General features: G+C 64.5%; 24 protein-coding genes. 12 read left to right on the top strand and 12 right to left on the bottom strand.

Features of this window, described 5'->3' with window-relative positions:
• Positions 1–31: 31 nt before the first annotated feature.
• Positions 32–3,424 (bottom strand): mechanosensitive ion channel domain-containing protein, encoded by a 3,393-nt coding sequence (locus LPW30_RS04745; protein WP_026623795.1) that lies wholly within the window; start codon positions 3,422–3,424, stop codon positions 32–34.
• A gap of 104 nt (positions 3,425–3,528) precedes the next feature.
• Here LPW30_RS04745 and LPW30_RS04740 point away from each other — a divergent pair, with 104 nt between their 5' ends.
• Positions 3,529–4,443: a patatin-like phospholipase family protein gene (locus LPW30_RS04740; RefSeq protein WP_051582654.1), complete on the top strand. Its 915-nt coding sequence runs from the start codon at positions 3,529–3,531 to the stop codon at positions 4,441–4,443.
• A gap of 3 nt (positions 4,444–4,446) precedes the next feature.
• Here LPW30_RS04740 and LPW30_RS04735 read toward each other — a convergent pair whose 3' ends face one another.
• The 6 genes from LPW30_RS04735 to ccmE all read right to left on the bottom strand — a co-directional run bounded on the left by LPW30_RS04735 (position 4,447) and on the right by ccmE (position 10,734).
• Complete coding sequence (locus tag LPW30_RS04735; RefSeq protein WP_025282688.1) at positions 4,447–5,673, bottom strand: Coenzyme F420 hydrogenase/dehydrogenase, beta subunit C-terminal domain; 1,227 nt, start codon at positions 5,671–5,673, stop codon at positions 4,447–4,449.
• 274 nt (positions 5,674–5,947) lie between these two features.
• Positions 5,948–7,237, bottom strand: a complete 1,290-nt coding sequence (gene ccmI, locus LPW30_RS04730) for a c-type cytochrome biogenesis protein CcmI (protein ID WP_239680214.1) — start codon at positions 7,235–7,237, stop codon at positions 5,948–5,950.
• Positions 7,234–7,710 (bottom strand): cytochrome c-type biogenesis protein, encoded by a 477-nt coding sequence (locus tag LPW30_RS04725; RefSeq protein ID WP_025282686.1) that lies wholly within the window; start codon positions 7,708–7,710, stop codon positions 7,234–7,236. The genes ccmI and LPW30_RS04725 overlap by 4 nt, the downstream gene beginning before the upstream one ends.
• Complete coding sequence (locus tag LPW30_RS04720) at positions 7,707–8,246, bottom strand: DsbE family thiol:disulfide interchange protein (RefSeq protein ID WP_025282685.1); 540 nt, start codon at positions 8,244–8,246, stop codon at positions 7,707–7,709. The genes LPW30_RS04725 and LPW30_RS04720 overlap by 4 nt, the downstream gene beginning before the upstream one ends.
• Positions 8,243–10,276: a heme lyase CcmF/NrfE family subunit gene (locus LPW30_RS04715; protein WP_025282684.1), complete on the bottom strand. Its 2,034-nt coding sequence runs from the start codon at positions 10,274–10,276 to the stop codon at positions 8,243–8,245. Before LPW30_RS04715 ends, LPW30_RS04720 begins: the two co-directional genes overlap by 4 nt.
• Before the next feature lie 2 nt (positions 10,277–10,278).
• Positions 10,279–10,734, bottom strand: coding sequence for a cytochrome c maturation protein CcmE (ccmE, locus tag LPW30_RS04710; protein WP_025282683.1), 456 nt, complete (start codon positions 10,732–10,734; stop codon positions 10,279–10,281).
• Positions 10,735–11,083: 349 nt separating this feature from the next.
• Between ccmE and LPW30_RS04705 the strand changes: the two genes are divergently transcribed.
• From LPW30_RS04705 to ccmD, 5 genes are read left to right on the top strand one after another with little or no spacing between them, the layout of a single operon-like run.
• Positions 11,084–12,010, top strand: a complete 927-nt coding sequence (locus LPW30_RS04705) for a chemotaxis protein (protein ID WP_025282682.1) — start codon at positions 11,084–11,086, stop codon at positions 12,008–12,010.
• The gene (ccmA, locus tag LPW30_RS04700) at positions 12,007–12,696 is read left to right on the top strand and encodes a cytochrome c biogenesis heme-transporting ATPase CcmA (protein ID WP_025282681.1); all 690 of its coding nucleotides are present in this window, start codon (positions 12,007–12,009) and stop codon (positions 12,694–12,696) included. Before LPW30_RS04705 ends, ccmA begins: the two co-directional genes overlap by 4 nt.
• Positions 12,693–13,370, top strand: a complete 678-nt coding sequence (ccmB, locus tag LPW30_RS04695; RefSeq protein WP_029762651.1) for a heme exporter protein CcmB — start codon at positions 12,693–12,695, stop codon at positions 13,368–13,370. Before ccmA ends, ccmB begins: the two co-directional genes overlap by 4 nt.
• Positions 13,371–13,383: 13 nt before the next feature.
• A complete protein-coding gene (locus LPW30_RS04690) occupies positions 13,384–14,133 on the top strand; it encodes a heme ABC transporter permease (RefSeq protein ID WP_025282679.1) in 750 nt (249 codons plus the stop codon).
• On the top strand, positions 14,130–14,297 hold the full coding sequence (gene ccmD / locus LPW30_RS04685; protein WP_025282678.1) for a heme exporter protein CcmD: 168 nt from the start codon (positions 14,130–14,132) through the stop codon (positions 14,295–14,297). Before LPW30_RS04690 ends, ccmD begins: the two co-directional genes overlap by 4 nt.
• A gap of 22 nt (positions 14,298–14,319) precedes the next feature.
• Here ccmD and LPW30_RS04680 read toward each other — a convergent pair whose 3' ends face one another.
• Positions 14,320–14,796 carry a NapC/NirT family cytochrome c gene (locus LPW30_RS04680; protein ID WP_025282677.1) on the bottom strand — a complete coding sequence of 159 codons (477 nt, stop codon included), beginning with the start codon at positions 14,794–14,796 and terminating at the stop codon, positions 14,320–14,322.
• 179 nt (positions 14,797–14,975) lie between these two features.
• On the opposite strand from LPW30_RS04680, the gene LPW30_RS04675 reads away from it, so the two are divergent.
• The 4 genes from LPW30_RS04675 to LPW30_RS04660 are packed head-to-tail and all read left to right on the top strand — an operon-like array spanning position 14,976 to position 18,663.
• A complete protein-coding gene (locus tag LPW30_RS04675) occupies positions 14,976–16,193 on the top strand; it encodes a response regulator (RefSeq protein WP_025282676.1) in 1,218 nt (405 codons plus the stop codon).
• A 58-nt stretch (positions 16,194–16,251) separates the two neighbouring features.
• Positions 16,252–16,950 carry a sensor histidine kinase gene (locus LPW30_RS04670; RefSeq protein ID WP_025282675.1) on the top strand — a complete coding sequence of 233 codons (699 nt, stop codon included), beginning with the start codon at positions 16,252–16,254 and terminating at the stop codon, positions 16,948–16,950.
• Between the two features lie 9 nt (positions 16,951–16,959).
• Positions 16,960–17,676: a GAF domain-containing protein gene (locus LPW30_RS04665; RefSeq protein ID WP_025282674.1), complete on the top strand. Its 717-nt coding sequence runs from the start codon at positions 16,960–16,962 to the stop codon at positions 17,674–17,676.
• 60 nt (positions 17,677–17,736) lie between these two features.
• Positions 17,737–18,663 carry a recombination-associated protein RdgC gene (locus tag LPW30_RS04660; RefSeq protein ID WP_239680213.1) on the top strand — a complete coding sequence of 309 codons (927 nt, stop codon included), beginning with the start codon at positions 17,737–17,739 and terminating at the stop codon, positions 18,661–18,663.
• A gap of 36 nt (positions 18,664–18,699) precedes the next feature.
• Here LPW30_RS04660 and LPW30_RS04655 read toward each other — a convergent pair whose 3' ends face one another.
• The 4 genes from LPW30_RS04655 to LPW30_RS04640 all read right to left on the bottom strand — a co-directional run bounded on the left by LPW30_RS04655 (position 18,700) and on the right by LPW30_RS04640 (position 21,592).
• Positions 18,700–19,065 (bottom strand): acyl-CoA thioesterase, encoded by a 366-nt coding sequence (locus LPW30_RS04655; RefSeq protein ID WP_239680212.1) that lies wholly within the window; start codon positions 19,063–19,065, stop codon positions 18,700–18,702.
• A 56-nt stretch (positions 19,066–19,121) separates the two neighbouring features.
• On the bottom strand, positions 19,122–20,408 hold the full coding sequence (locus LPW30_RS04650) for an Nramp family divalent metal transporter (protein ID WP_239680211.1): 1,287 nt from the start codon (positions 20,406–20,408) through the stop codon (positions 19,122–19,124).
• Positions 20,409–20,528: 120 nt separating this feature from the next.
• Entirely contained in the window at positions 20,529–21,110 is a 582-nt protein-coding gene (mnmM, locus tag LPW30_RS04645) for a tRNA 5-(aminomethyl)-2-thiouridylate-methyltransferase MnmM (RefSeq protein WP_239680236.1), read from the bottom strand.
• Positions 21,110–21,592 (bottom strand): YqiA/YcfP family alpha/beta fold hydrolase, encoded by a 483-nt coding sequence (locus LPW30_RS04640; protein ID WP_274521630.1) that lies wholly within the window; start codon positions 21,590–21,592, stop codon positions 21,110–21,112. The genes mnmM and LPW30_RS04640 overlap by 1 nt, the downstream gene beginning before the upstream one ends.
• A 499-nt stretch (positions 21,593–22,091) precedes the next feature.
• Between LPW30_RS04640 and tkt the strand changes: the two genes are divergently transcribed.
• Together tkt and gap are read left to right on the top strand one after the other, a co-directional pair.
• Positions 22,092–24,086: a transketolase gene (tkt, locus tag LPW30_RS04635; protein ID WP_239680210.1), complete on the top strand. Its 1,995-nt coding sequence runs from the start codon at positions 22,092–22,094 to the stop codon at positions 24,084–24,086.
• A 77-nt stretch (positions 24,087–24,163) separates the two neighbouring features.
• The gene (gene gap / locus LPW30_RS04630; protein ID WP_025282667.1) at positions 24,164–25,159 is read left to right on the top strand and encodes a type I glyceraldehyde-3-phosphate dehydrogenase; all 996 of its coding nucleotides are present in this window, start codon (positions 24,164–24,166) and stop codon (positions 25,157–25,159) included.
• Positions 25,160–25,226 lie beyond the last annotated feature (67 nt).

Raw genomic sequence — 25,226 nt, 5'->3', positions numbered from 1 at the left:
TTATAGTGCGTATTTGCGCCATTTTGGGGCGTTATTGGCCTCCCTGAAGGTTGGCGCCGGTGGCCGCAAGGGGGGCCATGTCCCGAATATGCAGATCCATCTGAGGATAAGCAATTTCAATGCCCTCCTGACGGAAACGCTTGATGATGGTGGTGTGCAGTTCACTGATGGTGACCAGCCGTTCACGTAACTGACAGACATACACCCGTAATTCGAAGGTCAGGGCGCTGTCGCCAAACTTGAGGAAGAACACGGTGGGTTCCGGTTCGTCCAGCACCTGGGGGTTTTCGCGGGCCACTTCCAGCAGGATCTCCCGCACCTTGTCCACATCCGAGTCGTAGCTGACCCCCACCGGGATCACCAGGCGGGTGGTGGTGTCGGACAGGGTCCAGTTGATCAGGCGCTCGGTGATGAAGTTCTTGTTGGGAACAACGATCTCCCGATTGTCCCAATCCACGATGGTGGTGGCGCGGGTGCGGATGCGGGCCACGGTGCCGCTGTATTCGCCGATGGTAATGGTGTCGCCGACGCGGATGGGGCGTTCCAGCAGCACGATCAGACCCGAGACGAAATTGGCCACCACCTCCTGCAGGCCGAAGCCCAGGCCCAGGGTGAGGGCCGCCACCATCCACTGCAGTTCACTCCAGCGCAGGCCCAGCAGGGAGAAGACGATGATCACCGCAACCACGGCCAGCACATAGCGCAGCAGCATGGTGGTGGTATAACGATCGGCGGCATCCAGCGTGGTGCTGCGGGCCAGCAGGATCTCCACCAGGCCGGGCAGGTTGCGGGCCGCCAGGGTGAAGACGATGCCCAGGAAGATTGCCAGCAGGAAATCCTGCAGACTCACCCGGCTGAGGATCTCGGCATCGCCCACCACGATGGTGCGTGACCAGAGGGTGATTCCATCCAGCCAGGTCAGTGCCGGCAGTACGTCTGACCAGGCCCAGAACAGGGCCAGGATCACGCCCGCTCCGGCGGTGGTGCGCAGCAGGGTCCGGGTCTGCTGGTTCACGTCCTCCAGGCTCAGGTGGCGCTCGGGGATTTCCACGCCCCCCTCGGCACCCACGGTGCTGCTGCTCTCCACGGCCGCCGCCTTGGCCCGCTGCTCGCGCATGCGACGCAGGAGGAGGCGGGTTTCGCTGAGGATCAGCGCCCGGGCGGCCAGGCTGTAGGCCAGCCACACGACACCCAGCACGATGGCGGTGTCAATGATGCGCGCCATCAGCTCCCCCACGGTCAGCAGGTAACCGGCCAGGGTGAGGCCCGCCAGCGTCAGGGTGACCGCCGCCAGGGTCATGCGCAGCAGGCGTCGGCGGCGTTCCTTCAGGGGGAAGGGGGTGTCCTCGGGGGGCGGTGCCAGCAGGTTCCAGCCCAGCAGGCCGGTGATGATGACGGCGGCCAGCAGGCCCAGGCGTCCGAAGATATCGAACACCAGTTCACTGGGATGGGCGAAGGTGAGGGCCAGGAACAGGATCAGGCCCAACTGGGCCGGGAGGAACCAGGTGAGATGGCGTCGCAGGCGCTGAAGGGTCAGCTCGTTCCAGCCGAAATGGGCGCGGGCCACGCCATGGGCTGAGGTGAACAGCAGGACCAGGTGCCCCGCCAGCCACCAGATGGAGGCACTGAAGAGCATGGCGGCCAATACCTCCACGCCGAATTCCATCTCCGGCATCCATTCCAGGCGCAGCGCGGTGATCATGAGCAGCAGCGGGATGGGGATCACCCGTACCAGGCTCCACCACAGGGCCTGCAGGGTGAGCTTGATGTGATCAGTGAAGCGGTGGCGGGTCTTTTCCGCCAGTGCCTGGAGGTGGGCCGGCGTGCCGCGGCCCCAGGCGAAGAGCAGGCCCACCACCATCAGCGTGAGCGGCATGGCAATCGGGCTGCCGATGGTCACCTCCCTGAGTGCCCAGCGGATTTCCCGCCATGAGGCCGGGTCCGCCAGGCTGGTGACAGCGGTTGGGGTCCCCATGGCCCAGTCCAGGCTCACCGGCAGGTGGCTGGGCCACCAAAGCAGGGTTTCCCTGAGGATCTGTTGCAGTTCGTCCACCAGCGCCACCACCGATCGAGCCCGCAGGTCCGCATGGCGCAATTGATCCGCCAGGACCTCCTCTGACTGCAGATGCGCGGCCAGGGTCTGCTGCTGGATGCGGGTCATCTCCGCTTGAGCCGGGTCGTCGACGGTGCTGATGACCGGGCGGGTGGGCAGGCGCGAGGCCTGTTCCCGCAGGCTGATGCTGCGCAGCCGTGCCTGAGACAGTTCCCGTTCGATGGTGGCCAGGGTGAATCGTACCTCGTCCAGGTCTCGCAGCCGTCGCTGTTCCTCCAGAAACAGTCCACCCAGGGCCTCGTTGAGGCCGCTGACCTCCAGGCGTTCACGCACATTGAGCAGCGTCTGGGTCAGGTCCTGCTCCAGGCGCGTGTAGCGTTCGCGGTCGGCCTGTAGTTCCCGGATGCGACTCTGGGTGCGGGCGATCTGCTCGAAACGGGCATTCAGTGCCTGAATCTCATCGGCAAAGCGTGTGCGGGCATCCGGCTCCTGGTTCAACAGCCGCTGCAGATCGCCGCGCAGGCTGCGCAGTTCCTCCGTGGAACGCTCATTCAGTGCCCGTTGCATCTGGGTGGCCCGCAGGGCCAGCCAGCGGGACTCCAGTTCCAGGGCGCGGACCTCCAGGGCCAGGGTTTCCATGCGCGGAAGCAATGTCTGGGCGTCCAGCTGGGCGGCGATGATGCGGGCATCCGCCTGACGGATCAGTGCCTCGGAAGCGGCTTCCCGTGCCTGGGGCATGTCCACATCATTGACGGCCTGAACCTGGTCAATGGCCCCCTGGCGTTCGCGACCCAGGCGCTCCAGGGTTTCGGCCTGGTTGCGAGACTGCTCCTCCAGGCGACTCAGGGTGAGCCGTTTCTGGTCAAGTTCCAGGGCGGCCTGCTGGCGACGCCGCTCAAGGGTGGTCAGTTCCTGATCGATTTCGTTGATGGTCCACTCGTCTTCGACGGGTTGCAGGGGGGCCACCGTCTGCTGAATCCGATCCATGAAGTCACTCAGTCGCTCTGGCGTGGCCCGCGCCGTGGTGGCCCGATCCAGGGCACCACGCACGCGATCCGCCGCGGACTGCTCTCGCTCCAATGCAGTTTGCCAGAGTGCCTGTTCCGTGCTCGCAAGGCTCGTGTCCCCGGCCCGCTGGCTCAGGTGTTGTTCGGGGCTTTGCTCCAGCCAGTCTTCGGCTGGACCGGTGTCAATGGCATCGATCAGGGGGAGCAGTCGGTCTCTGCCTGCTTCCATCTCGCCCAGCAGTGCCTCCAGTTCTGCCTGGGAGATCTGCGCCATGGGGGCTGGACCATGCTCCTGGGCATGCAGCGGGAATGATAACGGCAGGGTCAGACACAGGATCAGCAGGCTGAGCAGGATGCGGGACATGGTATTCCGGGAGGAGGGCAAGAGTGGCATTGCGCTACCGGGGTATCCGTAATGCCGCCGTTTAAATTATCTTGTGATTATACAATTCGACGGTGCCATCCAGCATGAATGCAGCAGACTCCTTGCCCATTTCGTCCAACGCTCGCACGGTTTCCCTGGTGCTGGGCTCTGGCGGAGCCCGCGGGCTGGCGCATATTGGTGTGATCCAGGAGCTGGAGGCTCAGGGCTATGAGATCCGTGCCATCGCCGGCAGTTCCATGGGGGCGCTGGTCGGGGGGATTTATGCCCTGGGGGAGCTGGATACCTACGCGGAATGGGTCACGGGTCTGGAGCAGTCGGATGTGCTGGGTCTGCTGGACTGGAGTTTTTCCGGGGGCGGGATCATCCGCGGCGACAAGCTGATGAAGAAGCTCAAGGAGCTGGTGGGGGAGAGTGATATCGAGCACCTGCCCATCAGCTACACGGCCGTGGCCGTGGACATCGATCGGGGCCGGGAGGTATGGATGAGCGATGGCTCCCTGTTCGATGCCATCCGCGCCTCCATTGCCATCCCGGCGGTCTTCACGCCACATCGCTACCGGGGACGCACGCTGGTGGATGGGGGGCTGCTCAATCCGGTGCCGGTGGCGCCCACGCTGCGCACGCTGACGGACCTGACCATTGTGGTGGATGTGAATGGTCCAGCCCCCGAGTCCGAACCGGAATCCGATGGTCGGGGGGCGACCCAGAACAAGAATGGGCTGTTACAGCGGATGCGTGGCTATGTGGAGTCCTTCGGCAACGACACCAGTCCCTCGGCCGCCGAAGGGCTGGCCCTGTCCGAGGTGTTGATGCGCTCCCTGGATACCATGCAGGCGGCCATCACCCGGCAGCATCTGGCGGTCTTCCGACCGGACCTGGTGATCAGCGTGCCCAAGAATGTCTGCATGATCCACGAGTTTCACCGGGCGGGGCCGGTGATCGCCCTGGGGCGGAAACTGGCCAGGGAAGCACTGCCCGGTGCCCGCTCTGGCGGGTAGGGATTAACGTCCCCGTTCCCCCTCTTTCGGCTCCAGTCCATAAGGTTCCACCAGGCGCCACACATGATCCGGTATCATGTTGTGCATGCGCTTGGGCATGGCGCGACGCAGGTGAAGGACCGTCTCCACCGCCTTCATCTCCACACGGGCGCGGGCGAATTCCAGGCCGCGGGGGCCGATGCGGGGCATGAAAAAGGCAGCGATGGGCCTGGCCCAGTCGGGCATGCTGCGCAGCGGCAGGCCGCCAGCGGCGCGCTCGGTGTTCTTCATGAAACCGGTCACCGGCCCCTGACGCTTGCCGGCACTGGTGGGTGCCTTGAGGGTCACCTCATCCTCCAGGAGTTCCAGCATCTCGCGTCCGCGATCATTGCGCACCACCAGCCATTGCTCCCCTCGCCCAGCCATGTAACCGACAGTGATGTCCGCCAGCACGTTGGTGTAGTCCACGCAGGTTTGACAGGTCAGTGGGAAGAAATCCTTGGGCAACCTGGAGATGGGCAGTTTGAGGAAGGGGATGGTCTTCACGCGCCCGTCGGTGAAGCGCAGTTCCACATGGTAGTCGGCGCGAAACTCCAGGTAGGTGACGGTCTCGGGTTGATCCGCCAGCAATGCCAAAAAATCGTGGAAGCGTTCGGTGGTGGTGTTGTCGGAGCAGGGCGTGCCGATCACGTAGAGTGCTTCGATCTCCAGTTCCTGCTGCAGCACACGCAGAGGATACACCTGACAGGGCAGGCCGATCACCGCCAGTCGCTTGTATCCCTGAGCCAGCGCTGGTTCCAGGTGGGCCAGCAGCGGGGCATAGCCCATGCGCATGCCCCGACAGCGGGCCATGTCCTCGGCCCGGGTGACGAGCACAGGTTCGGGGCGCCAGAAATCATCGTCGGCGGCCCGCATGGTGAGTACGGCATCCACCTGGTGGGTTTCCAGCAGGCGCTCGGCCAGGCGGGTGGTGATCCCCGTCCATTGGGCGCCTTCCCGGGGCGGTTGCAGCGCGGCCTGGTGCATTGACTGATAGGGGCCGAAAAAAAGCTCATCGTCCCGCTCCGGGTCCCGGGCACGGCCGTGGACCTGGGCCTCCATTCGCGGGTAACGGGGCTGGATGAACTGGCAGGCGTGGCCGCAGCGGCGCGGATCGTGGGTGCGGGTGATGCCGCAATCGGTGCACAGATCCCGGTGGGGGAGTGCCTTGTCGGTGGGTGTGTTCTGCTGCGTGGGGGGCTGCGGGGGCATGAAACAGGCTCCTGATCGGTGCCGGGCGGTAACTTGAGGGGATGAGCTTACTGCATTTCATGGGGCTTATCCCAGCACCCACCCCTCACCCCAACCCCTCTCCCCACGGGGGGAGAGGGGCTCAGACCTGTTGGGCTGTCAAGGTCGTGGGGTTTTTCCCTCTCCCCACGGGGGGGAGAGGGGCTCAGGCTGCAGGTAGCCAGGTCCCACCTGCTCTCTGCCCCACCCTTGGGGGGGTGGGGATGAGGGGGCGGCGTCCAGGATGGCGGGATGCTTACGGCAGCACCCGGTCTATGCGCAGATTCACGCGGCCCTCCGGATCCGACGGATCCACCGGATTACTGATCCCCTCCAGATCGCCGCTGCGTGCCTCGGCCATGCCGCCTTCGCTGACGCGGGCCACCACTTCGATCCACTGGTACTGGCTCATGGCGTTCTGTGCGGCCATGCCCATGCCACCGCCGTCTTCCAGGGTGACCTGAAGCGGGAAGCGGGCCTCGGTGCGGACCACCGCCAGGGGCATGCGGGGACCATCCACCGGGCGGGCGAACACCATCACGTGTTCATCCCCGGAGAGCCGCTCGGCCAGGGCATCATCCAGTTCGATGGTGACCTCCAGAACCTTGGCATCGCCTTGCGGGGCAGTCGGGGTCCGGGCGCTGTCGGCCTGCTCCTGCTGCATGGCCGCGTTCACCTCCCGGAGTGCATCCTCCACCGCACGAGCCGAGCCAGTGTCAGGGTCCACCAGGGTTTCAAGATGTTGCAGATGCTCCTGAGAACGGCTCAGGTCACCCGCCTGGAAGGCGCCGATGGCCGCCAGCCAGAGGGCATTCTGGTTGTCCGGCTGTTGCTCCAGGGCCGTGTCCAGCAGTCCGGCGGCCCGGGTGGAGACACGGCCATCCTGGGCCACCACCAGGGTTTCGGCATAGTCCACGTTCAGGGTCGGGTCATCGCCGATGAGGTCATGGGCCCGCTCGTAGGCCTGGGCGGCGTCGCCGAACCGTTCCAGAAAGCGGTAGGTGCGGGCCAGCACCACCCAGCCTTCGGCATCATCCGGCTCCTGCTCCAGGCGAGCCCTGAGCTGGCCGATCATGCGTTCCACTTCCTCAAGATCATGCTGGCTCGCGCCCTGCTCCGATCCCCCGCCGGCAGAGGGAGCCTGCCCCATGGCGATGGTCTGGCGTGGGTCCGGGCCGCCATGGTCCAGCTGGAAGTGGATCAGCAGCGCCAGGATGGGCACCAGGATGGCGGTGGCCAGCAGTACCAACCCTCCTTGACGGTGAGGGGAGGCCGCTCTCGGCGGCGAGGATGTCTCAGAGTCATCCTCAACATCCGTGATCAGGTTGTCTTCCAGTTCCAGGCGTGCAGCCTCGTACTGCTCCCGGTTCATGAGCCCCGAGGCCAGTTCCTGATCCAGTTCGGCCATGCGCTGCCGGTAAATGGTGAGATTCAGGCCGCGGGCTTCCACGCCCGGCCCGGTGCGACCACGCAGGAAGGGCCACATCACCATGACGATGGCCGTGAGCATCAGCAGCGCGGCTGCAATCCAGAAACCAATGGTCATACGTCTTTTCCTTCACCCAGCAGGCGCCGGGCCCGCTCGCGTGCGGCGCTGTCCACGCCGGTGGTCCGGGCGCCCTGACGGCTGCCGCGGGAGGTGAGATACAGCACCACGAAGCCCAGCCCCAGGAGCACGAACGGTCCGATCCACAGCAGGTAGGTGGCGGGCGAGAACGGAGGGCGGTAGAGCACGAACTGACCGTATCTCGACACCATGTAGTCGATGATCTGGTCGTCGCTGGAGCCGGCGTTGAGCTGGGTGCGCAACTCCCGACGCAGATCCCGGGCCAGGCCGGCATCCGAGTCCGCCAGAGACTGATTCTGGCAGACGGTGCAGCGCAGTTCATGGAGCAGGGCGCGGTAGCGCTCCTCCAGCCCCGGTTCATCGAAATCGGTGGGGTCGACCCCACCGGCAGAGGCCACGGGGGAGAAGGCCAGCAGCGCCAGCAGCGGGATCAGGGGCCACCATGCCTTCATAGGGTTTCACTCCGCAGGCGCTCCACCAAGGGCAGGATGTCATCCTGAACCTTGTCCCAGGTGAGTGGGCCCACATGCTTGTAACGGATCCGGCCCTCGCCGTCGATGACAAAGGTTTCCGGCGTGCCGTACACGCCCCAGTCGATACCGACGCGACCCTCCAGGTCATGGGCGTTCCACACGTAGGGGTTGCCGAAGGCCCGCAGATACTCCAGGCCGTCACGGCGTTCGTCCTTGTAGTTGAGTCCATAAATGGGGATGCCGTAGCGGTCGGCCATGCGCACCAGCAATTGGTGCTCGTGACGGCAGGAGACGCACCAGCTGGCCCAGATGTTGAACAACACCACCTCGCCCTCGAAGTCCGCCGACCCCACCATGCGTTCGGGTTCCTCCAGGGCCGGCAGTTCGAAACCTGGGGCCGGCTGGTTCACCAGGGGGGAGGGAACCAGACGCGGATTGAGCCCCAGGCCGATGAGCAGGAACAGGCCCAGCAGGAGCAGCAGCCCCATGGGCAGCAGATACATCAGTCTTTTCATGCCGAGGGGCTCCGTTGGGCAGGCCGGGGTGCGGCATCCTGGTCAGCGATCCCGCCAGCGTTATCGATGCGTTGCGAGGCCGGCTCGGTGGCCCTCCGCCGGGAGAACACACGGTAGCGGCGGTCAGTGGCGGCCACGAAGCCCCCCAGTACGATCAACGTGGCCCCGATCCAGAGCCACATCTGGAAGGGGTTGTGATAGAGCCGCAATGACCAGGTGTTGCCGGACATGGGCTCGCCCAGCGCCACGAAGATGTCACGGGTGAATCGGGACTGGTATGACGCCTGGGCCATGGGTTGGGTCTGCACCCGGTACACCCGCCGCTGGGGATACAGGTCGGTGACCGGTTCACCGTTGCGGGTCACATGCACGTGGGCCTCCAGGGCATCCCAGTTGGGGCCGGCCACGTTGTAGACATCCCGCAACTCGTAGGTATAACCACCCAGTTCATGGCTCTGCCCCAGACCCATGCGCACATCACGCTCCTGCTCGAAGGCCATGAGCAGTGTGATGCCGATCACCAGGATGGCAAAGCCCACGTGACTGGTGGTCATGCCCCAGTAGCTGGCAGGCAGCTTGCGCAGGGTGGTCAGCGGCGTGCCGCGCTGGCGCAGCCGGCTGTAAAGATCACGCCCGGACGCCAGGATGATCCAGACCGCCAGGCCCACGCCCAGGGTGATCATCAGCGATGTACTGCCCATCATGGCCAGCGGGAAGACCACACCCACCGCCAGGGCCGCCAGCAAGGTGTGCCAGAAGCGCAGGCTGATCTCCCGGGCGGAAGCGCTCTTCCAGCGCAGCAGTGGCCCCAGGCCCACCAGGAAGATCATGGGCAGCATCAGCGGCGCGAACACCGCGTTGAAGTAAGGCGGTCCCACGGAGATCTTGCCCATGTTCAGGGCATCCAGCAGCAGGGGATACAGGGTGCCCAACAGGACGGCGGCCAGGGCCACCATCCAGATGACGTTGTTGGCCAGCAGCCCTCCCTCCCGGGACACGGGCTTGAATTCGGCATGGCTGTGCACGTTGGGGGCACGCCAGGCATACAGGGCGAACGAGACCCCGGTGACCACCAGCAAAAGCGCGAGGATGTACACGCCTCGAGCAGGGTCAGTGGCAAAAGCATGCACGGAAACCAGCACGCCGGAGCGAACCAGGAAGGTGCCCAGCAGGCTCAGGCAGAAGGCCATGATGGCCAGCAGCACCGTCCAGGTGCGGAACGCCCCTCGCTTTTCCGTGACGATCAGGGAGTGAATCAATGCCGTGGCAGCCAGCCAGGGCATGAGGGAGGCATTTTCCACCGGGTCCCAGAACCACCAGCCGCCCCAGCCCAGGGTGTAGTAGGCCCACCAGCTGCCCAGGGCAATGCCGGCCCCCAGGAAAGCCCAGGCCACGGTGGCCCAGGGCCGCGTCCAGCGGGCCCAGGCGGCATCCAGTCGCCCGCCGATCAAGGCGGCGATGGCAATGGCAAAGGGCACGGCCAGCCCCACGTAGCCCATGTACAGCATGGGGGGATGGATCACCAGACCCGGATCCTGCAGCAGTGGATTGAGATCGCGCCCGTCGGCCGGTACCGGGAAAAGGGTTTCGAAGGGGTTGGAGGTGAACAGGGTGAACGAGAGGATGCCCACACTCACCAGGCCCATCACGGCCACGGTGCGCGCCGCCATGTCCGTGGGCAACCCCTTGCTGAGCCAGGACACGGCCAGCGACCAGCCACACAGCATCAGCGCCCAGAGCAGCAACGACCCTTCGTGGCCGCCCCAGACCCCGGAGATGCGATACATCAACGGCAGCTCGGAGTTGGAGTGGTTGGCCACGTAGGCCACCGAGAAATCATGGGTGATGAAGGCGTAGGTGAGCGCAATGTAGGCGATCGCCAGGAACAGGAACTGACCGCCCACGGCCGTGTGAGCGGTGGCCATCCAGGCGGGCGTGCCCCGATGGGCGCCGATCAGGGGGATGATGCCCTGCACGGCGGCCATCAGGAGGGCAAGGATGAGGGCGAGCTGACCGATTTCCGCGATCATGGTCAGTACGCCTTCTCGCCGGGGTGTTCCTCATATCCCGCGGCCTTCAGTGCTGCGGCCACCTCGGGGGCCATATAGTTCTCATCGTGTCGCGCCAGCACCCGCTCGGCGCGGAAGATGCCGTCGCTGCCCAGGCGACCGTGGGTCACCACACCCTGACCTTCACGGAACAGGTCAGGCAGCAGGCCCACGTACTCGACGGGGATGCTGTGGGCTGTGTCGGTGATGCTGAACTGCACGGTCAGGTCGGTATCGTTGTGCTGGATGGATCCTTCCTCCACCAGTCCGCCCAGGCGGATGATGCGCTCGCCCGGTGCTTCACCCTGGGCGATCTGGGAGGGCCCATAGAAGTACATCAGGTTCTCGCGGAAGGCGCTCAGGGCCAGGGCCGAGGCGGTGGAAACCGCCAGCACGACGAGCGCCACGCCAGCCATTCGTCTCTTCTGTCGAGGCGTCATTGCATTCTCCTGCCAGGGTGTTTCCACCCAATGATCATGGTCTTTCCTTGAGGCACTTCCATCCGTGCGCCTGGCCGCCCGGGGCGGCGCTGGCCATTCATAGCACCATCACAGACGGGGTCGCAAGCGGGTTGGTGCCCCCATTTGCACCGTCCGGCCTGGGCATTTGTTTTGTTCATTCGTATTCAAGACAACCTGGGTGGCCTCAGGTTCTATGGTTGCGATTTATCAGTATGATCCAGGTCAGAAAACGATGCACGAAGTCCCGGGATGGATGGCGGGTGCGAGCGTGTGCCCTTCCGGGCGCACTGGTACCATGGGACGAAGGTGGGTCATCTGGAGCGTCGACATGGTTGAAGATCGTTGGGGGTCATCCCTGGAATCCAATCGGGTGGCCGGCAGCCGACTCGAGTTGCTGCTGTTCCAGCTCCAGGGCCAGCAACTCTATGGCATCAATATCTTCAAGGTTCAGGAGGTCATCCCTTATCAGCCCCTGTCCCATCTGGCGGGTTCCCATCCGCTGGTGAAGGGGATCGCCACCCTGCGGGGCATCACCATGCCGGTGATGGACTTGTCGCTGGCCATTGGCGGCCCGCCCCTCAAGTCGCCGGAGGATGGTTACATCATCATCACCGAGTACAACCGCTCGGTGCATGGTTTCCTGATCCGTCGCGTGGAGCGCATCATGAACACCCAATGGGGGCAGGTTCAGCCACCGCCCCGGGCCACGGGTCGCAATGCCTTCGTCACCGCCATTACCCTGCTGGATGATCGCATTGTGGAGATCCTGGATGTGGAGAAGGTGCTGGATCAGGTGGTGCATGCCAGCACTCAGGTGTCGGCAGATCTCAGTGATGGCTTTCGTGCCGAGGACTGCAAGGTGCTGGTGGTGGATGATTCCACGGTGGCTCGTAATCAGATTCGCGCCGCCCTGGAACAACTGGGCGTGCAGTGCACCCTGGTGACCGATGGCAAGCATGCCATCGAGCTGATCGAGCGCCTGCAGGCCGAGGGTGTGGATGTGGCCCGTGAATTCATCATGATGGTGTCGGATATCGAGATGCCGGAAGTGGACGGGTATCAGCTCACCACGCGGGTCCGCGAGGACGAGCGTCTCAAGGATCTCTACATCCTGTTGCATTCATCCATCAGCGGCGTCTTCAACGTGGACATGGTGCGTCGCACCGGAGCGGACAAGTTCGTGCAGAAATACCATCCGGACGATCTGGCCGAAGCCGTGCGAGAGCGCATGCGGCAGTTGGGGCAGTGGTCATGAGCGATGCTGCAGCCGTGCCGGGCGGCGCGCTGGATGCCCCGATCCCGCAGCCCTTTCCGGCGCATTGCCTTGCGGTGGACGGCCTGGTGCTGGAGCGCGGCGAGCGCCTGCTCTTCAATGGCCTGACGTTCTCGCTGGAGGCCGGGGAACTCCTGCAGGTGGCTGGCCGCAACGGCGCCGGCAAGACCAGCCTGTTGCGGGTGCTGTGCGGGCTCACCCGCCCCATGGAGGGGGAAATGACCTGGAACGGTGTGCCGGTGCGTCGCCTGGATGACGGCCCTGGGGGGCACCTGGCCTATCTGGGGCATCACAATGCGCTCAAGGATGAACTCAGCGCCGAGGAAAACATCCAAAGCCAGTGCCGGCTGCACGGCTGCCCGCAGGCGCCTGAGGTGGTGTTCTCCATGCTGGAGGAACTGGGCCTGGGCGGACATGCGGACCTGCCGGTGAAGCTGCTGTCTCAAGGCCAGAAACGGCGCGTCGCCCTGGCCCGGTTGTTGTTGCTGCGACGGCCCCTGTGGATTCTTGATGAACCCTTTGCCGCCCTGGATGTGCAGGTGATCGAAGTGCTCAGGCAGGCACTGGAGGCCCATCTGGCCGCCCGGGGCATGATCATTCTCACCACCCACCAGGCCGTACCTGTGCGCGGCACCCAGCGCACACTCACCCTGGGGACGGGTGCATGAGCGCGTTGTTACGGGCCTTGATGGCCCTGCTGAGACGGGATCTGCTGCTGGCCATGCGTCGTCGCCAGGATGCACTGGTGGTGCTGGGGTTCTTCGTGGTGGTGGTGTCCCTGTTCCCGCTGGGGGTGGGGCCCGATCCTCAGTTGCTGCGCAGCATGGCACCCGGGGTGCTGTGGGTGTCCGCCCTGCTGGCCACCATGCTCTCCCTGGAGCGCCTGTTTGCCGATGACTTCCGCGACGGCTCCCTTGAGCAGCTGTTGCTCACACCGCAGCCCCTGCCACTGCTGGTGTTGATGAAGATTCTTGCCCACTGGCTGGTCACGGGCCTTCCCCTGGTGCTGATATCGCCCTTGCTGGGCATGCAGCTCAACCTGGATGGCACCGAAATCGCTGTGCTGATGATGGCCCTGCTGCTGGGTACGCCCATTCTCAGCCTGGTGGGGGCCATCGGCGCGGGGCTCACGCTGGGACTGCGGGGCGGGGGCGTGCTGATTTCGCTGTTGATCCTGCCCCTGTATGTGCCGGCACTGATCATGGGGGCAGGGGCCGTGGATGCGGTCATGTACGGGTCGAGCCCCGATGCCCACCTGTCGCTGCTGGCCGCATTGCTGATCTTTACCCTGTTGTTGGCGCCCTGGGCGATCGCCGCGGCGCTGCGCATCATGCTGGACTGACTGGAGGAAGGCCGTGGCTCAACCGCGTGTGCAGTGGTTCAAGTTCTCTTCACCACCGAATTTCTATGACCTGTCGGGGCGATTGATTCCCTGGTTTGGGGGTCTGGCGGCGATACTGTGTGTCGCCGGTCTGTATGTGGGCTTCGTGGTGGCCCCGCCGGATTACCAGCAAGGGGACAGCTACCGCATCATGTTCATCCATGTGCCGGCGGCCTGGATGTCCATGTTCCTCTATGTGCTCATGGCCGTGTATGCGGCCATCGGCCTGATCTGGCGGGTGAAGACCGCCGAGGTGATGGCCAAGGCCATTGCCCCCACGGGCGCCCTGTTTGCGTTTCTTTGCCTGTGGACAGGGGCCCTGTGGGGCAAGCCCACCTGGGGCACCTACTGGGTGTGGGACGCACGCCTGACCTCCCAGTTGATCCTGCTGTTCCTCTATCTGGGTTACATGGCGCTGCATGGGGCCATCGAGGATCGTCAGCGGGCGGCCAATGCCAGTGCCGTGCTGGCCCTGGCGGGGGTGGTGAACGTGCCCATCATCTACTTCTCTGTGGTGTGGTGGAACACCCTGCACCAGGGGGCCTCCATCACCGTGACCAGTGCGCCCACCATGGAAACGGTGATGTTCGTGGCGCTGATGCTCATGACCTTCGCCTGCTGGATGTATGCCATCGCGGTGGTGCTTTGGCGGGCGAGGCTGGAATTGCTGGAACGTGAACGCCGCGCCAAGTGGGTGCTCGAACGCATGGGGGGCAAGGCATGATGGAATTTCTCGCCATGGGCGGCCACGGGCCGTTCGTCTGGGGCTCCTATGGGGCGGCCTTGCTGGTGCTGGTGGGGGAGATGATCTGGCTGCGCCGACGGCGCATTGCGTTGCGCCGTCAGCTGGCCCGGCTGGCAAGGCTCCAGGAGAGCCCGCCGCCATGATCCGGGCTGCCGGCGGGCGCGTCTAATCCTCCTGTGCGAACCGCGGTGCCTCGAAGCGCAGGGCCTGTAGCTCCGGGTCGTGTCCCGAATAATCGTGGCAGCTCTGGCAGGTGTCGAAGTTTTCCATCATGCCCGTGTGCTGGGCGAAGAATGCCGGATCATTCGCTTCCACTTCGCTGGTCATGTGGCAGGCGGCACAGTTGTCGCTGGTCTTCTGCGGGTGGAGTTGCGACGGCGGGTCGTTGTGGGGGTTGTTCTGACCGGTGAACATCAGGTAGACCTTGCGGGCCCCCTGCACCTTGTCGGTCACCAGGCCCTTGGTATGGCAATCCAGGCAGTTGGTGAAGGCATGGTCACCATGATCCCAGGAGACCTTTTCATAGGCATGGCAGGCGATGCAGAAGTCGTTCTGCTTGGACACGTGGTGGCCGCCCACACCCCCACCCACCAGCAGCGCCAGAACGATGACGACGATCAGGATGACCCAGAACCTGCCCATGACGGACTCCTTGAAGTTGGTAAGTTCGTGTTTGTAGACCGGGGGAGTCGCGCGAGACGATTCCCTCAATGACTGTAGCAGAATGCCCCGGCTGTCGTTTGGGACGGTATGGTGGGTCTTTTCACCAACGCCCCATGCGGGCAGAATCAGGTGCCCATTGGCCACGGGAGGCAAAACGAATGGATCATGTGCTGGAGCGGTTGTCGGTCCTGATCATCGACGATTTCCATACCATGCGCTCCAATCTATCGGGAATGCTGCTTTCCATGGGGGCGCGGCAGGAGCCGGATGTGGCGGCCAATGCGGAGGATGCGCTGGGCCGGTTGCGCGCCAAACGCTACGACATCGTTCTGTGCGACTACAACCTGGGCGCTGGCATGGACGGGCAGCAGTTGCTGGAAACGGCCCGCCGCGAGGGGCGGGTGGGTGTGGGCACCGCCTTCCTGATGATCACTGCCGAGAACACCCCGGAGATGGTCATGGCCGCTCTGGAGAGTGCGCCCGATGCCTATCTGGCCAAACCCATCACCAAGGACCTGCTGGCCGTCCGGCTGCAGCGGGTGCTGCGCCGCCGTCTGCCCTTGAGGCCAGTGGCCGATGCGCTCTCGCAAAAGGATCTCTCCGGCGCCCGCAGTCTGCTGCAGGACATGCTGGCAACGGGGCGCGGCCAGCGGGCCGATGTGTTGCGTCTGCAGGCGGATCTGGCCCTCGAGGAAAACGACGCCGACGGCATGGAAGCGGCAGCGCGCGCTGCCCTGGCGGAGCAGGAAGTGGCCTGGGCCCATGTGGCCCTGGGGCAGGCGCAAGAGATGCGCGGTGACGATGGCCGGGCGGAGGCCTGTTATCGCAAGGCCCTGGAGGTGACACCCCACTTCATGTCTGCCCACGATCGACTGGCTGGCTCCCTGGAACGCCAGGGGCGCTCCGCAGACGCCTTCAAGGTTCTGATCGAGGCGATCCGGCGCTCGGGAAGATCCCTGGGGCGTCAACGTCAACTGGGGCGTCTGTCCATGGAACTTCAGCATTGGGAGCAGGCTGTGGCCTCCTGGAAACAGGCCGTGCAGCTGGGGCAGTCTCAGGGTGCCGGTCACCCCTCAGACGCTGTCTGGCTTGCTCATGCGCTGGCCAGGCATGGGGAGTCCAGCGAGGCGGGAGCTTGCCTCAAACAGATGCGCACGGAACTGCGGGGGCATGAAGATTTCCCCTGGTGGGAGCTGGTGGGGCACCTGCTGGTTTGCAACGAACTGGCACTGGACAAGGAGGCCATCCTGGACACCCTGGATGTTCAGCTCTCCCGCGGGCAGCCACCCGCCCTGGTCCGGGCTGCCTTGATCCAGGGGCTGTCCCATCTGGGGGAGGTGGAACGGGCAGAGATGCTGCGCCAGGAGGACCTTTGATGGTCTTGTTCCCCGTGAAACGGTTAGGATGATGGAAAGCAGCTAACGGGGTGAGGATGTGAGTCGACTGGATTTCAGCGCGGTGCTGGCCATCAGCATCCATGACATGAAGAACTCGCTCAACATGGTGCTCAACTCACTGGACACCCTGTTGGAGGATCATTCAGGCGCCCCCATCCAGTGCGATCCTGACCGCCTCACCCAACTCCGCTACGAGGCACGCCGTGTCAATGATGCGCTGATCCAGTTGCTGACCCTCTACCGAAACAGCACAGGTGGTTTCACGCCCCGTTTCGCCCCGGTGATGATCCAGGAACTGCTGGAGGATTACTGGCTCAGTAACAAGCCCCTCATGGATCACCGTGAGGTGCGTTGCGAACTCCATTGTGACCCGGATCTGATCTGGGTGATGGATCGTGGCCTGGTGAACAGCCTGCTGGAAAACGTGATCAACAATACCATCCGCTACACTCAGGATAAGCTGTCCATATGGGCCCGTGAGGAACGGGGGTGGCTGGTCCTGCAGGTGGACGACAACGGCGCCGGCTACCCCGAATCCATGCTGGGGCGCCGGTCGCTGGAGGACCAGGGCGATTTCGACCCCACGCAGGGACGCACCGGGCTGGGGCTTTACTTCTGTGCCCTGGTGGCCGACATGCATGCGGACGAAACGCGACGGGGTTATGTGGAGTTATCCAACCGGGGCAACCTGGGGGGTGGCTGTTTCACCCTGCGTCTCCCGGAAGTACTGACCTGAGAGCCTGCCATGTACGATGCCTCCTTTACCGAACGACTCACCGAACTGTCCCGCTTCGTGGAGACCACCCAATCCCTCGAGGAAGGGCTGGATCAACTCAGCACGTTGGTGGCCCATGCCATGACCTGCCACCACTGCTCCATCATGCTGGTCAGCAGGAACGATGGCGAGGAGCTGCCGCATCTCAGGGTGGAGGCCCATTGTGGCCGTCTGACGGAGGAGGCCAGACAGCATGCCCAGCCCCTGGGAGACGGCATTGCCGGGCGGGTGGCCAGTTCCGGGGAACCGCTGCTGATCAAGGATCTGCATCATTCACCCTATGCACCCCTGGCCCGCCGCGGCGAGTCCGGTACCGTGGATGTGGTCTCGGTGCCGGTGATCCTGGAAGACCAGGTGGTCGGTGTGATCAATGTGGACAGCCCCATTGACCGGGAACGACTGGATGGCCTGGATCTGCGCATGGCCAGCATCCTGGCCCTGGTGGTATCCAAGGCCATCCACATCCATCGGCTTCAGGGGCTGCTCAAGACCCACTTCATGCAGCTCACCCTGGCCCGCGAGGCCCGTCGCACCGGTCGCATGACCCATGATCCGGAGAAGGTGGCGCGCCTGATGGCCCACACCCTTTACGACGAGATGATCGAAGCGGGCTTTGCCCGGGATCATGTGCTGATGGTGGCTACCGAGATCCTGTCCCAGGTCCATGATTCCCTGAGCAAGACCTGACTGAGCAAGATCAGGTCACGGCGGGTATAATCCCGGGCCTTTCCCACCACCGGTCACTTCATGTTCAAGAATGCCAGACTCTTCCGCCTGGGGGACCCCCTGGGTCTTTCCGCCTCGGAACTCGAAGACAAGCTTGCCGATCACCGTTTCAAGCCCTGCGGCCCTCTGACCCTGTCCACCATGGGTTGGACCGAGCCCCTGGGCAGCGACACAACGGCCCTGGTGCACGGTGCCGCCGGTTGCCTGCTGATCTGCGCCCGGCGCCAGGAGCGGCTGCTGCCGTCTTCGGTCGTGGCCGAGATGCTGGAAGAGCGGGTGGCCGAGATCGAGGCCGGCGAGGCCCGCAGCGTCGGTCGTGCCGAACGCAAGCAGTTGCGCGAAGCCATCACTGCCGAACTACTCCCCCAGGCCTTCACCCGCTCGCGCCGCCTGATGGCCTACGTGGATACCGTGGCCGGCTGGCTGGTGGTGGATGCCTCCAGTGAACGCCTGGCCGATGACCTGGTCAGCCTGTTGCGTGAGTCCCTGGGCAGCCTGCCCGCGGCCCTGCCGCAGCCGGCCAATCCTCCCGCCTCCCTGATGACCCGCTGGGTGTCACAGGGCCACGGTGACGAGGGCTTTGAGCTGGGGGATGCCTGCGAACTGCGTGACCCCACGGACACCCAGTCGGTGGTCCGTTGCCGTGGGCAGGACCTGACAGGGGAAGAGATCGCCAAGCACCTGGAAGTGGGCAAGCAGGTGGTTCAACTGGCCCTTGACTGGAACGAGCGCCTGAACTTCGTGCTGGCAGATGATCTATCCATCAAACGCCTGCGCATGGCCGATGAACTGATCGAGGAAGGCGGCGTGGCCGAGGCGGAGGACGCCGTGGCCCGCATGGATGCAGAGTTCACCCTGCTGGGTCACGAAATGCGGGGGCTGATCCAGCGGCTGGAGACGGTCTTCGAACTGCCCCAGCCGGTGTCTTCCGAAGCCGTGCCCTGGTAATGGGATGAGGGGGGCGAGGCTGGGAAGCCACGCCCGTCAGTCCGTGCCCTCGGGCAGTGGTGTCTTGTTCCCCTCGCCATCCAGATGCACAAAGGTGACGCAGGTGGAAAAGATCGGCTCTTCCCGGCCGCTCTCCAGGTCATCCGCAAAGGCACTCACCGCGTATTGCACGGACGTCCTGCCACGTTTGTGCTCATGGCTGCTGAAACGCAGCACCGTTCCCTGATGAACGCCCTTGTGGAACTCCACGCTATTCATGGCCACCGTCACGAAGCGGCAGCCGGGATAGTCCCGGCTGGCGGCAATCCAGGCGATTTCGTCCACCCATTTGAGCAGGAAACCCCCGAAGAGATAACCGTAGTGGTTCAGGTGTTCCGGTCTGACCAGCTTGAACGTGTCCAAGGCGGACTCCTTTCTTGATCTTGAGGGAAAAGGGGGGATGACCCCGATTGATGCGGTTAACCCAGGATACGCCAGCCGGCCCAGACCAGTGAGAAAGCGATCAGGAAGAACAGCCCCACCCAGGCCAGGCCCAGCAGCACGGGGCCGGGCCGCGCCGCCGCCGGCATGTGTTCATCGGTGACCACCCGCAGGGTGAGCCAGGCCAGTACCGGGGCCGACAGGAAGGAGATGGTGGTGGCCAGATCCACAAAGGTGGTGAAGCGTTCGCCCGCCAGGTAGATCAGGGTGAGGGCGCCGCTGAGGACCACCACCAGGGAGAGCACATAGGGCCAGCGATGGTCGTCCGGCGGGCCCAGCACCACCCCCCGCTCATCGGCTTGGGCCGCCCGAATCAGGGCCGTGATCACCCGCGGATAGGCATCCGTCACCGCCAGTGTGGTGCTGAACATGGTGGTGAGGGCGGCCACGGCGATGAGGGGGCGGCTCCATTCGCCCAGGGCGCCCGCATACAGATCCACCAACTGTGCAGAGAAGCCCACGGCCGAATCGGCAAACCCCTGCCCGGTGCCATGCAGGGTAAGGGCCCCCAGCAGCAGGAAGGCCAGGGCCAGCAGGGTGGCGGCCATGAAGCCGATGCGAAAGTCTGTGAGTGACTGGCTCAGGCTGGGGCGGGTGCCGGTCTCCCGGGAGCGTTCCAGGGTCCATAGGGAGTGCCAGACGGCCACATCCAGCGGGATGGGCATCCAGCCCAGCAGGGCCAGCAGGAAGGCCACGCCGGCGGCGGTCCACACCTGCGGGGCCTGGGCGATGCCGGAGAGGGTGGACCAGTCCGGCGATTCGCCAAAGGCCAGCGCCACGGTGGCCAGGGTGGAAATGGTCAGGGCCCCCATGATCACCTTCATGCCCAGATCCACGCCCCGATAATTGCCGATGGCCAGCAGGAGCAGGCAGCCGCCCATGATCCAGGCCGACAGGGTGGCCGGCGAGGCGTCCATGCCGAACACCATGCCGAACAGGCCCGCCGTCACCACGGTCACCACCGCCTGGATGATGAACATCGTCCCCAGGGTGACCAGGGCGAACAGCCCCAGGGCCCAGCGCCCGAGCCGCCGATAACCGATCAGCAGGTTCTCTCCGGTGGCGGCCGCATAGCGGGGCCCGAATTCCAGAAAGGGGTATTTGAGGATGCAGGCCAGCAGCACCACCGGCAGCAACAGCAGGCCGTATTCGGCCCCGGCGCGGGTGGATTGCACCAGGTGCGACACGCCGATGGCCGCCCCGGCCATGAGCAGGCCGGGGCCGATGGCGTGGCGCAACAAGCCCGGGCGGAGGGTGTTCTTCATGGGGCGGCCTCCGGGGCGGGCCGACCGGCGCGGTGGTATGGAGCGGCAATCAACATGGGCGCGGATTATACGAAGCCTGGTGCGCCGGATGCCATGCCGGTGTGCCCGGATAGAGATCCATCAGGCCCGTTTGAGACACTTCAGCACGGGAGAAGGGAAGGGGCGCTCCCGGGTCCTGTCGCAGACGATATCCCGACGTTCCCGCAACCAGGCCTTGATGGCGGCATGTTCTTCCTGTCCGCCGGGGTGGCCCCGGTACATCATCAGGCTGATCATTCCGTCAGGGTGCAGCCAGGCCAGCGAGGCCTCAAGGGCCGCGAGGGTGTGTCGTGCATGGGTGACGATGTCATGGTCCCCGCCAGGCAGATAGCCCAGGTTGAACATCACGGCCTTGATCCTGCCGCGCAGGTTTTCCGGCAGATATTCAGCCAGGTGCTGATGCCCGGAGTGGATCAGCGTGACCCGTGATGCCAGGCCCTCTGCCTCCAGGCGAGCCCGGGTGGCCTGCACGGCCTGGGCCTGGATATCGAACGCCCACACGTGCCCCGTGGCGCCCACCTGGCGCGCCAGGAACAGGGTGTCGTGACCGTTGCCGGCGGTGGCATCCACCACGTGATCTCCCTCGGCAAGACAGCCCTCCAGGGTGTGATGGGCCTGCCGGGTCAAGGGCAGGCCGTCGATCGCCTGGGCGCCGGCGGCCATCACGGATACAGCCGTGCCTGGCGCTCGCAGGCCTCCAGCATGGCCTGCAGCGGTTCCGGGTCGGCCAGGCGATGATCCCGTCCCACCTCGATGAGACAGTATTCGGGCAGGCCGCTGCGTGCCATCAGTGCCTGGGAATCGGCAAAGGGAATGGTCTCGTCCTCGCGGGCATGCAGGATCAGGGTGCCCGGTTTGACGCGATCGGCGTGGCCCCAGTGACGCCAGGCGGGGCACAGCAGGACCAGGGGGATGTCCCCGGTGTGCAGGTTCATGGCCACGGCCCCGCCGCGGGAGGATCCCACGATCACCTGCGGGCGATGGGCATGCAGGGTGGCCTGGGCGGTGTCCATGGCGGCCTGGAAGTCATCATCGTCCAGGGGAGGATTGATCACCTCATGACCGTGACTGAGCAGATGTGTGGGCTTGAGGCCGCCGGGGCTGGATTGCCAGCCGTGGAGAAAGAGGATGCGGATTGGATGCATGGAGGGAAGTGCCCTGGAAGCGGATTTATCGCCTTGAGTGCGCGCATTTTAATCACCCGGGCGCCGCCGAGGCCATCACTTTGCCCCGCATGAACGGGGTCCATGTGAGAAATTCCCCCATTTTTTTGGCGCGCACGCTGGCGCAACAAAAACCCGCTTGAGTATTAAAGGAATCAAGAGTGATTCCGGGGAGTGTCGTTGAAGCTTTATGAGGCAGTGCAGCAAAAGGCCATGTGAAACTCTCGGACTTGCTCCGAAGCATTCTGTCAGCGAAAATGCACCGCTCCGAAGTTGTGACCAGGCCAAGGAATGCGCAATGTCAAGGTATCTGAATGCGAGATGTGTCAGATGCTGAACGCCACCTTCAGGCTGGTCTTGCAACACCCGATTCCCGGTCGCCGCGATCATTGAATGTCGTGGAGAAGAACAAGAACACCGTCAATAGGTGTCATCGCGGCCACCCCTGTTTTGTCGTTTTAAATCACTTGAGGAGAACTGCATGCCGTCTCGCAAAGAGCTAGCCAACGCCGTACGCGCGCTTTCCATGGACGCGGTCCAGAAAGCCAAGTCCGGTCACCCCGGCGCCCCCATGGGCATGGCCGATATCGCCGAAGTGCTGTGGAATGATTTTCTCACTCACAATCCGGACAACCCTCACTGGGTGAATCGCGACCGTTTCGTCATGTCCAACGGCCACGGCTCCATGCTGGTGTACTCACTGCTGCACCTCACCGGCTACAACCTGCCCATGGACGAGCTCAAGCAGTTCCGCCAGTTGCACTCCCAGACCCCTGGTCACCCGGAATACGGCTACACCGCCGGTGTGGAGACCACCACCGGTCCGCTGGGGCAGGGGCTGGCCAATGCGGTGGGCATGGCCATCGCCGAAAAGGCCCTGGCGGGTCAGTTCAACCGCCCCGGGCATGACATCGTCGATCACCACACCTACGTCTTCCTGGGCGACGGCTGCCTGATGGAAGGCATCTCCCACGAGGTCTGCTCCCTGGCCGGCACCCTGGGCCTTGGCAAGCTCATCGCCTTCTACGATGACAACGGCATCTCCATCGATGGTGAGGTGGAAGGCTGGTTCACCGACGACACCCCCGCCCGCTTCGAGGCCTATGGCTGGCATGTGGTGCGCAACGTGGACGGTCACGACGCCGAGGCCGTGAAGAAGGCCACCGAGGAGGCCCGCGGTGTCACCGATCGCCCGACCCTGATCTGTTGCAAGACCATCATCGGCTGGGGCTCCCCCAACAAGCAGGGCAAGGAGGAATGCCACGGAGCCCCCCTGGGCGATGACGAGATCAAGCTGGTGCGCGAGACCCTGGGCTGGCAGCATGAACCCTTCGTGATTCCAGAGGACATCTACGCCGGCTGGAGCGCCAAGGACAAGGGCGCCCAGGCCGAGCAGGCCTGGCAGGCCCGCTTTGATGAGTACAAGAAGGCCCATCCGGAACTGGCCGCCGAATTCACCCGCCGCATGAGTGGTGACCTGCCCGCCGACTGGCAGGAGAAGGCCACTGCCTTCATCCAGGAGACCGTGGACAAGGCCGAGAAGGTGGCCAGTCGCAAGGCTTCCCAGCAAAGCATCGGCGGCTATGCCCCGGCGCTTCCGGAACTGATGGGCGGCTCCGCCGACCTGGCCGGCTCCAACCTCACCCTCTGGGGCGGTGCCCGCGGTGTCAGCCGCGAAAACGCCGACGGCAACTACATCTACTACGGCGTGCGCGAGTTCGGCATGGCGGCCATCATGAACGGCATCGCCCTGCACGGCGGCTTCATCCCCTATGGCGGCACCTTCCTGATCTTCAGCGACTATGCCCGTAATGGCCTGCGCATGTCGGCCCTGATGAAGCAGCGCGCCATCTACGTGCTCACCCACGACTCCATCGGTCTGGGCGAGGATGGCCCCACCCACCAGCCGGTGGAGCAGGTGCCGAGCCTGCGCCTGATCCCCAACATGTCCGTCTGGCGCCCCTGCGATGCGGTGGAAACCGCCGTGGCCTGGAAATGTGCCATCGAACGCAAGGATGGCCCCACCGCCCTGAGCCTGTCCCGTCAGGGGCTGCCGCACCAGCAGCGCGATTCGCAGCAACTGGCCAACGTGTCCCGCGGCGGTTACGTCCTCAAGGACACCGACGGCACCCCCGATGCGATCCTCATCGCCACCGGTTCCGAGGTGGCCCTGGCCATGGACGCCGCTGCACAGCTGGCCGACAAGGGCCGCAAGGTGCGCGTGGTCTCCATGCCCTGCACGGACCTGTTCGATGCCCAAGGCGCGGACTACCGCGAATCGGTGCTGCCCGCATCCGTGCGTGCCCGTGTGGCCGTGGAGGCCGCGGCCACCCAGGGCTGGTTCCGCTACGTGGGCCTGGACGGCAAGGTGGTCGGCATGGAAGGCTTTGGCGAATCCGCCCCGGGTGATGCCCTGATGGACTACTTCGGCTTCACGGTGGACAACGTGGTGCAGGCAGTGGAAGACGTCATGTGATCCACCGGCCGCTGCCGGCCACGGCAGCGGCCAACCATTACAAAAATGATGACCCGTAAGATGGAGACAGTAACGTTATGACGATCAAAGTCGGTATCAATGGTTTCGGCCGCATCGGCCGCATGGCCTTCCGCGCCATCTCCCAGGAGTTCCCGGAACTGGAAGTGGTGGCCATCAACGACCTGCTCGAGCCCGAGTACCTGGCCTACATGCTGCGCTACGACTCCGTGCACGGCCGCTTCAACGGTGATGTGTCCGTGGAAGGCGAGCACATGGTGGTCAAGGGCAAGAAGATCCGCCTGACCGCCGAGCGGGATCCGGCCAACCTCAAGTGGGGCGACGTGGGTGTGGACGTGGTGATCGAGTCCACCGGCTTCTTCCTCACCGAAGAGACCTGTCAGAAGCACATCGACGCGGGTGCCAGGAAGGTAGTGCAGAGTGCCCCGTCCAAGGACGCCACCCCCATGTTCGTGTATGGCGTGAACCACAAGGACTATGCCGATCAGGCCATCATCTCCGCCGCCTCCTGCACCACCAACGCCCTGGCCCCGGTGGCCAAGGTGCTGAACGACCAGTTCGGCATCAAGCGGGGCCTGATGACCACCGTGCATGCGGCCACCGCCACCCAGAAGACCGTGGACGGCCCTTCCCAGAAGGACTGGCGCGGTGGGCGCGGCATCCTGGAGAACATCATCCCGTCCTCCACCGGTGCCGCCAAGGCCGTGGGCAAGGTGCTGCCCAGCCTGAACGGCAAGCTCACTGGCATGGCCTTCCGGGTGCCCACCTCCGATGTCTCCGTGGTGGATCTCACCGTGGAACTGGACAAGGACGCCAGCTACGACGACATCTGCAAGGCCATGCAGTCCGCCTCCGAGGGTGAACTCAAGGGCGTGCTGGGCTACACCTCCGACAAGGTGGTGGCCACGGATTTCCGCGGCGTGAGCATGCCCTCCATCTTCGACGCCGAGGCGGGTATCCAGCTGGATCCCACTTTCGTCAAGGTGGTGGCCTGGTATGACAATGAGTACGGCTACACCTGCAACATGCTGCGTCTGGTGCAGCACGTGGGCTAAGGGCTTCGGCGCCCTCACCCCAACCCCTCTCCCCAAGGGGAGAGGGGCCGGGGATGAGGGGCAAACG

Source organism: Ectothiorhodospira variabilis (assembly GCF_022227625.1).
In the GTDB taxonomy this organism is placed as follows: Bacteria; Pseudomonadota; Gammaproteobacteria; order Ectothiorhodospirales; family Ectothiorhodospiraceae; genus Ectothiorhodospira; species Ectothiorhodospira haloalkaliphila.
This window is presented reverse-complemented; position numbering and strand designations above follow the sequence as displayed.

Bases quoted from the DNA above. Each gene is read 5' to 3' on its own strand.
- LPW30_RS04745 (WP_026623795.1), bottom strand. From the start codon at position 3,424: ATGTCCCGCATCCTGCTCAGCCTGCTGATCCTGTGTCTGACCCTGCCG.
- LPW30_RS04740 (WP_051582654.1), top strand. From the start codon at position 3,529: ATGAATGCAGCAGACTCCTTGCCCATTTCGTCCAACGCTCGCACGGTT.
- LPW30_RS04735 (WP_025282688.1), bottom strand. From the start codon at position 5,673: ATGCCCCCGCAGCCCCCCACGCAGCAGAACACACCCACCGACAAGGCA.
- ccmI (WP_239680214.1), bottom strand. From the start codon at position 7,237: ATGACCATTGGTTTCTGGATTGCAGCCGCGCTGCTGATGCTCACGGCC.
- LPW30_RS04725 (WP_025282686.1), bottom strand. From the start codon at position 7,710: ATGAAGGCATGGTGGCCCCTGATCCCGCTGCTGGCGCTGCTGGCCTTC.
- LPW30_RS04720 (WP_025282685.1), bottom strand. From the start codon at position 8,246: ATGAAAAGACTGATGTATCTGCTGCCCATGGGGCTGCTGCTCCTGCTG.
- LPW30_RS04715 (WP_025282684.1), bottom strand. From the start codon at position 10,276: ATGATCGCGGAAATCGGTCAGCTCGCCCTCATCCTTGCCCTCCTGATG.
- ccmE (WP_025282683.1), bottom strand. From the start codon at position 10,734: ATGACGCCTCGACAGAAGAGACGAATGGCTGGCGTGGCGCTCGTCGTG.
- LPW30_RS04705 (WP_025282682.1), top strand. From the start codon at position 11,084: ATGGTTGAAGATCGTTGGGGGTCATCCCTGGAATCCAATCGGGTGGCC.
- ccmA (WP_025282681.1), top strand. From the start codon at position 12,007: ATGAGCGATGCTGCAGCCGTGCCGGGCGGCGCGCTGGATGCCCCGATC.
- ccmB (WP_029762651.1), top strand. From the start codon at position 12,693: ATGAGCGCGTTGTTACGGGCCTTGATGGCCCTGCTGAGACGGGATCTG.
- ccmD (WP_025282678.1), top strand. From the start codon at position 14,130: ATGATGGAATTTCTCGCCATGGGCGGCCACGGGCCGTTCGTCTGGGGC.
- LPW30_RS04680 (WP_025282677.1), bottom strand. From the start codon at position 14,796: ATGGGCAGGTTCTGGGTCATCCTGATCGTCGTCATCGTTCTGGCGCTG.
- LPW30_RS04675 (WP_025282676.1), top strand. From the start codon at position 14,976: ATGGATCATGTGCTGGAGCGGTTGTCGGTCCTGATCATCGACGATTTC.
- LPW30_RS04665 (WP_025282674.1), top strand. From the start codon at position 16,960: ATGTACGATGCCTCCTTTACCGAACGACTCACCGAACTGTCCCGCTTC.
- LPW30_RS04660 (WP_239680213.1), top strand. From the start codon at position 17,737: ATGTTCAAGAATGCCAGACTCTTCCGCCTGGGGGACCCCCTGGGTCTT.
- LPW30_RS04650 (WP_239680211.1), bottom strand. From the start codon at position 20,408: ATGAAGAACACCCTCCGCCCGGGCTTGTTGCGCCACGCCATCGGCCCC.
- mnmM (WP_239680236.1), bottom strand. From the start codon at position 21,110: ATGGCCGCCGGCGCCCAGGCGATCGACGGCCTGCCCTTGACCCGGCAG.
- LPW30_RS04640 (WP_274521630.1), bottom strand. From the start codon at position 21,592: ATGCATCCAATCCGCATCCTCTTTCTCCACGGCTGGCAATCCAGCCCC.
- tkt (WP_239680210.1), top strand. From the start codon at position 22,092: ATGCCGTCTCGCAAAGAGCTAGCCAACGCCGTACGCGCGCTTTCCATG.
- gap (WP_025282667.1), top strand. From the start codon at position 24,164: ATGACGATCAAAGTCGGTATCAATGGTTTCGGCCGCATCGGCCGCATG.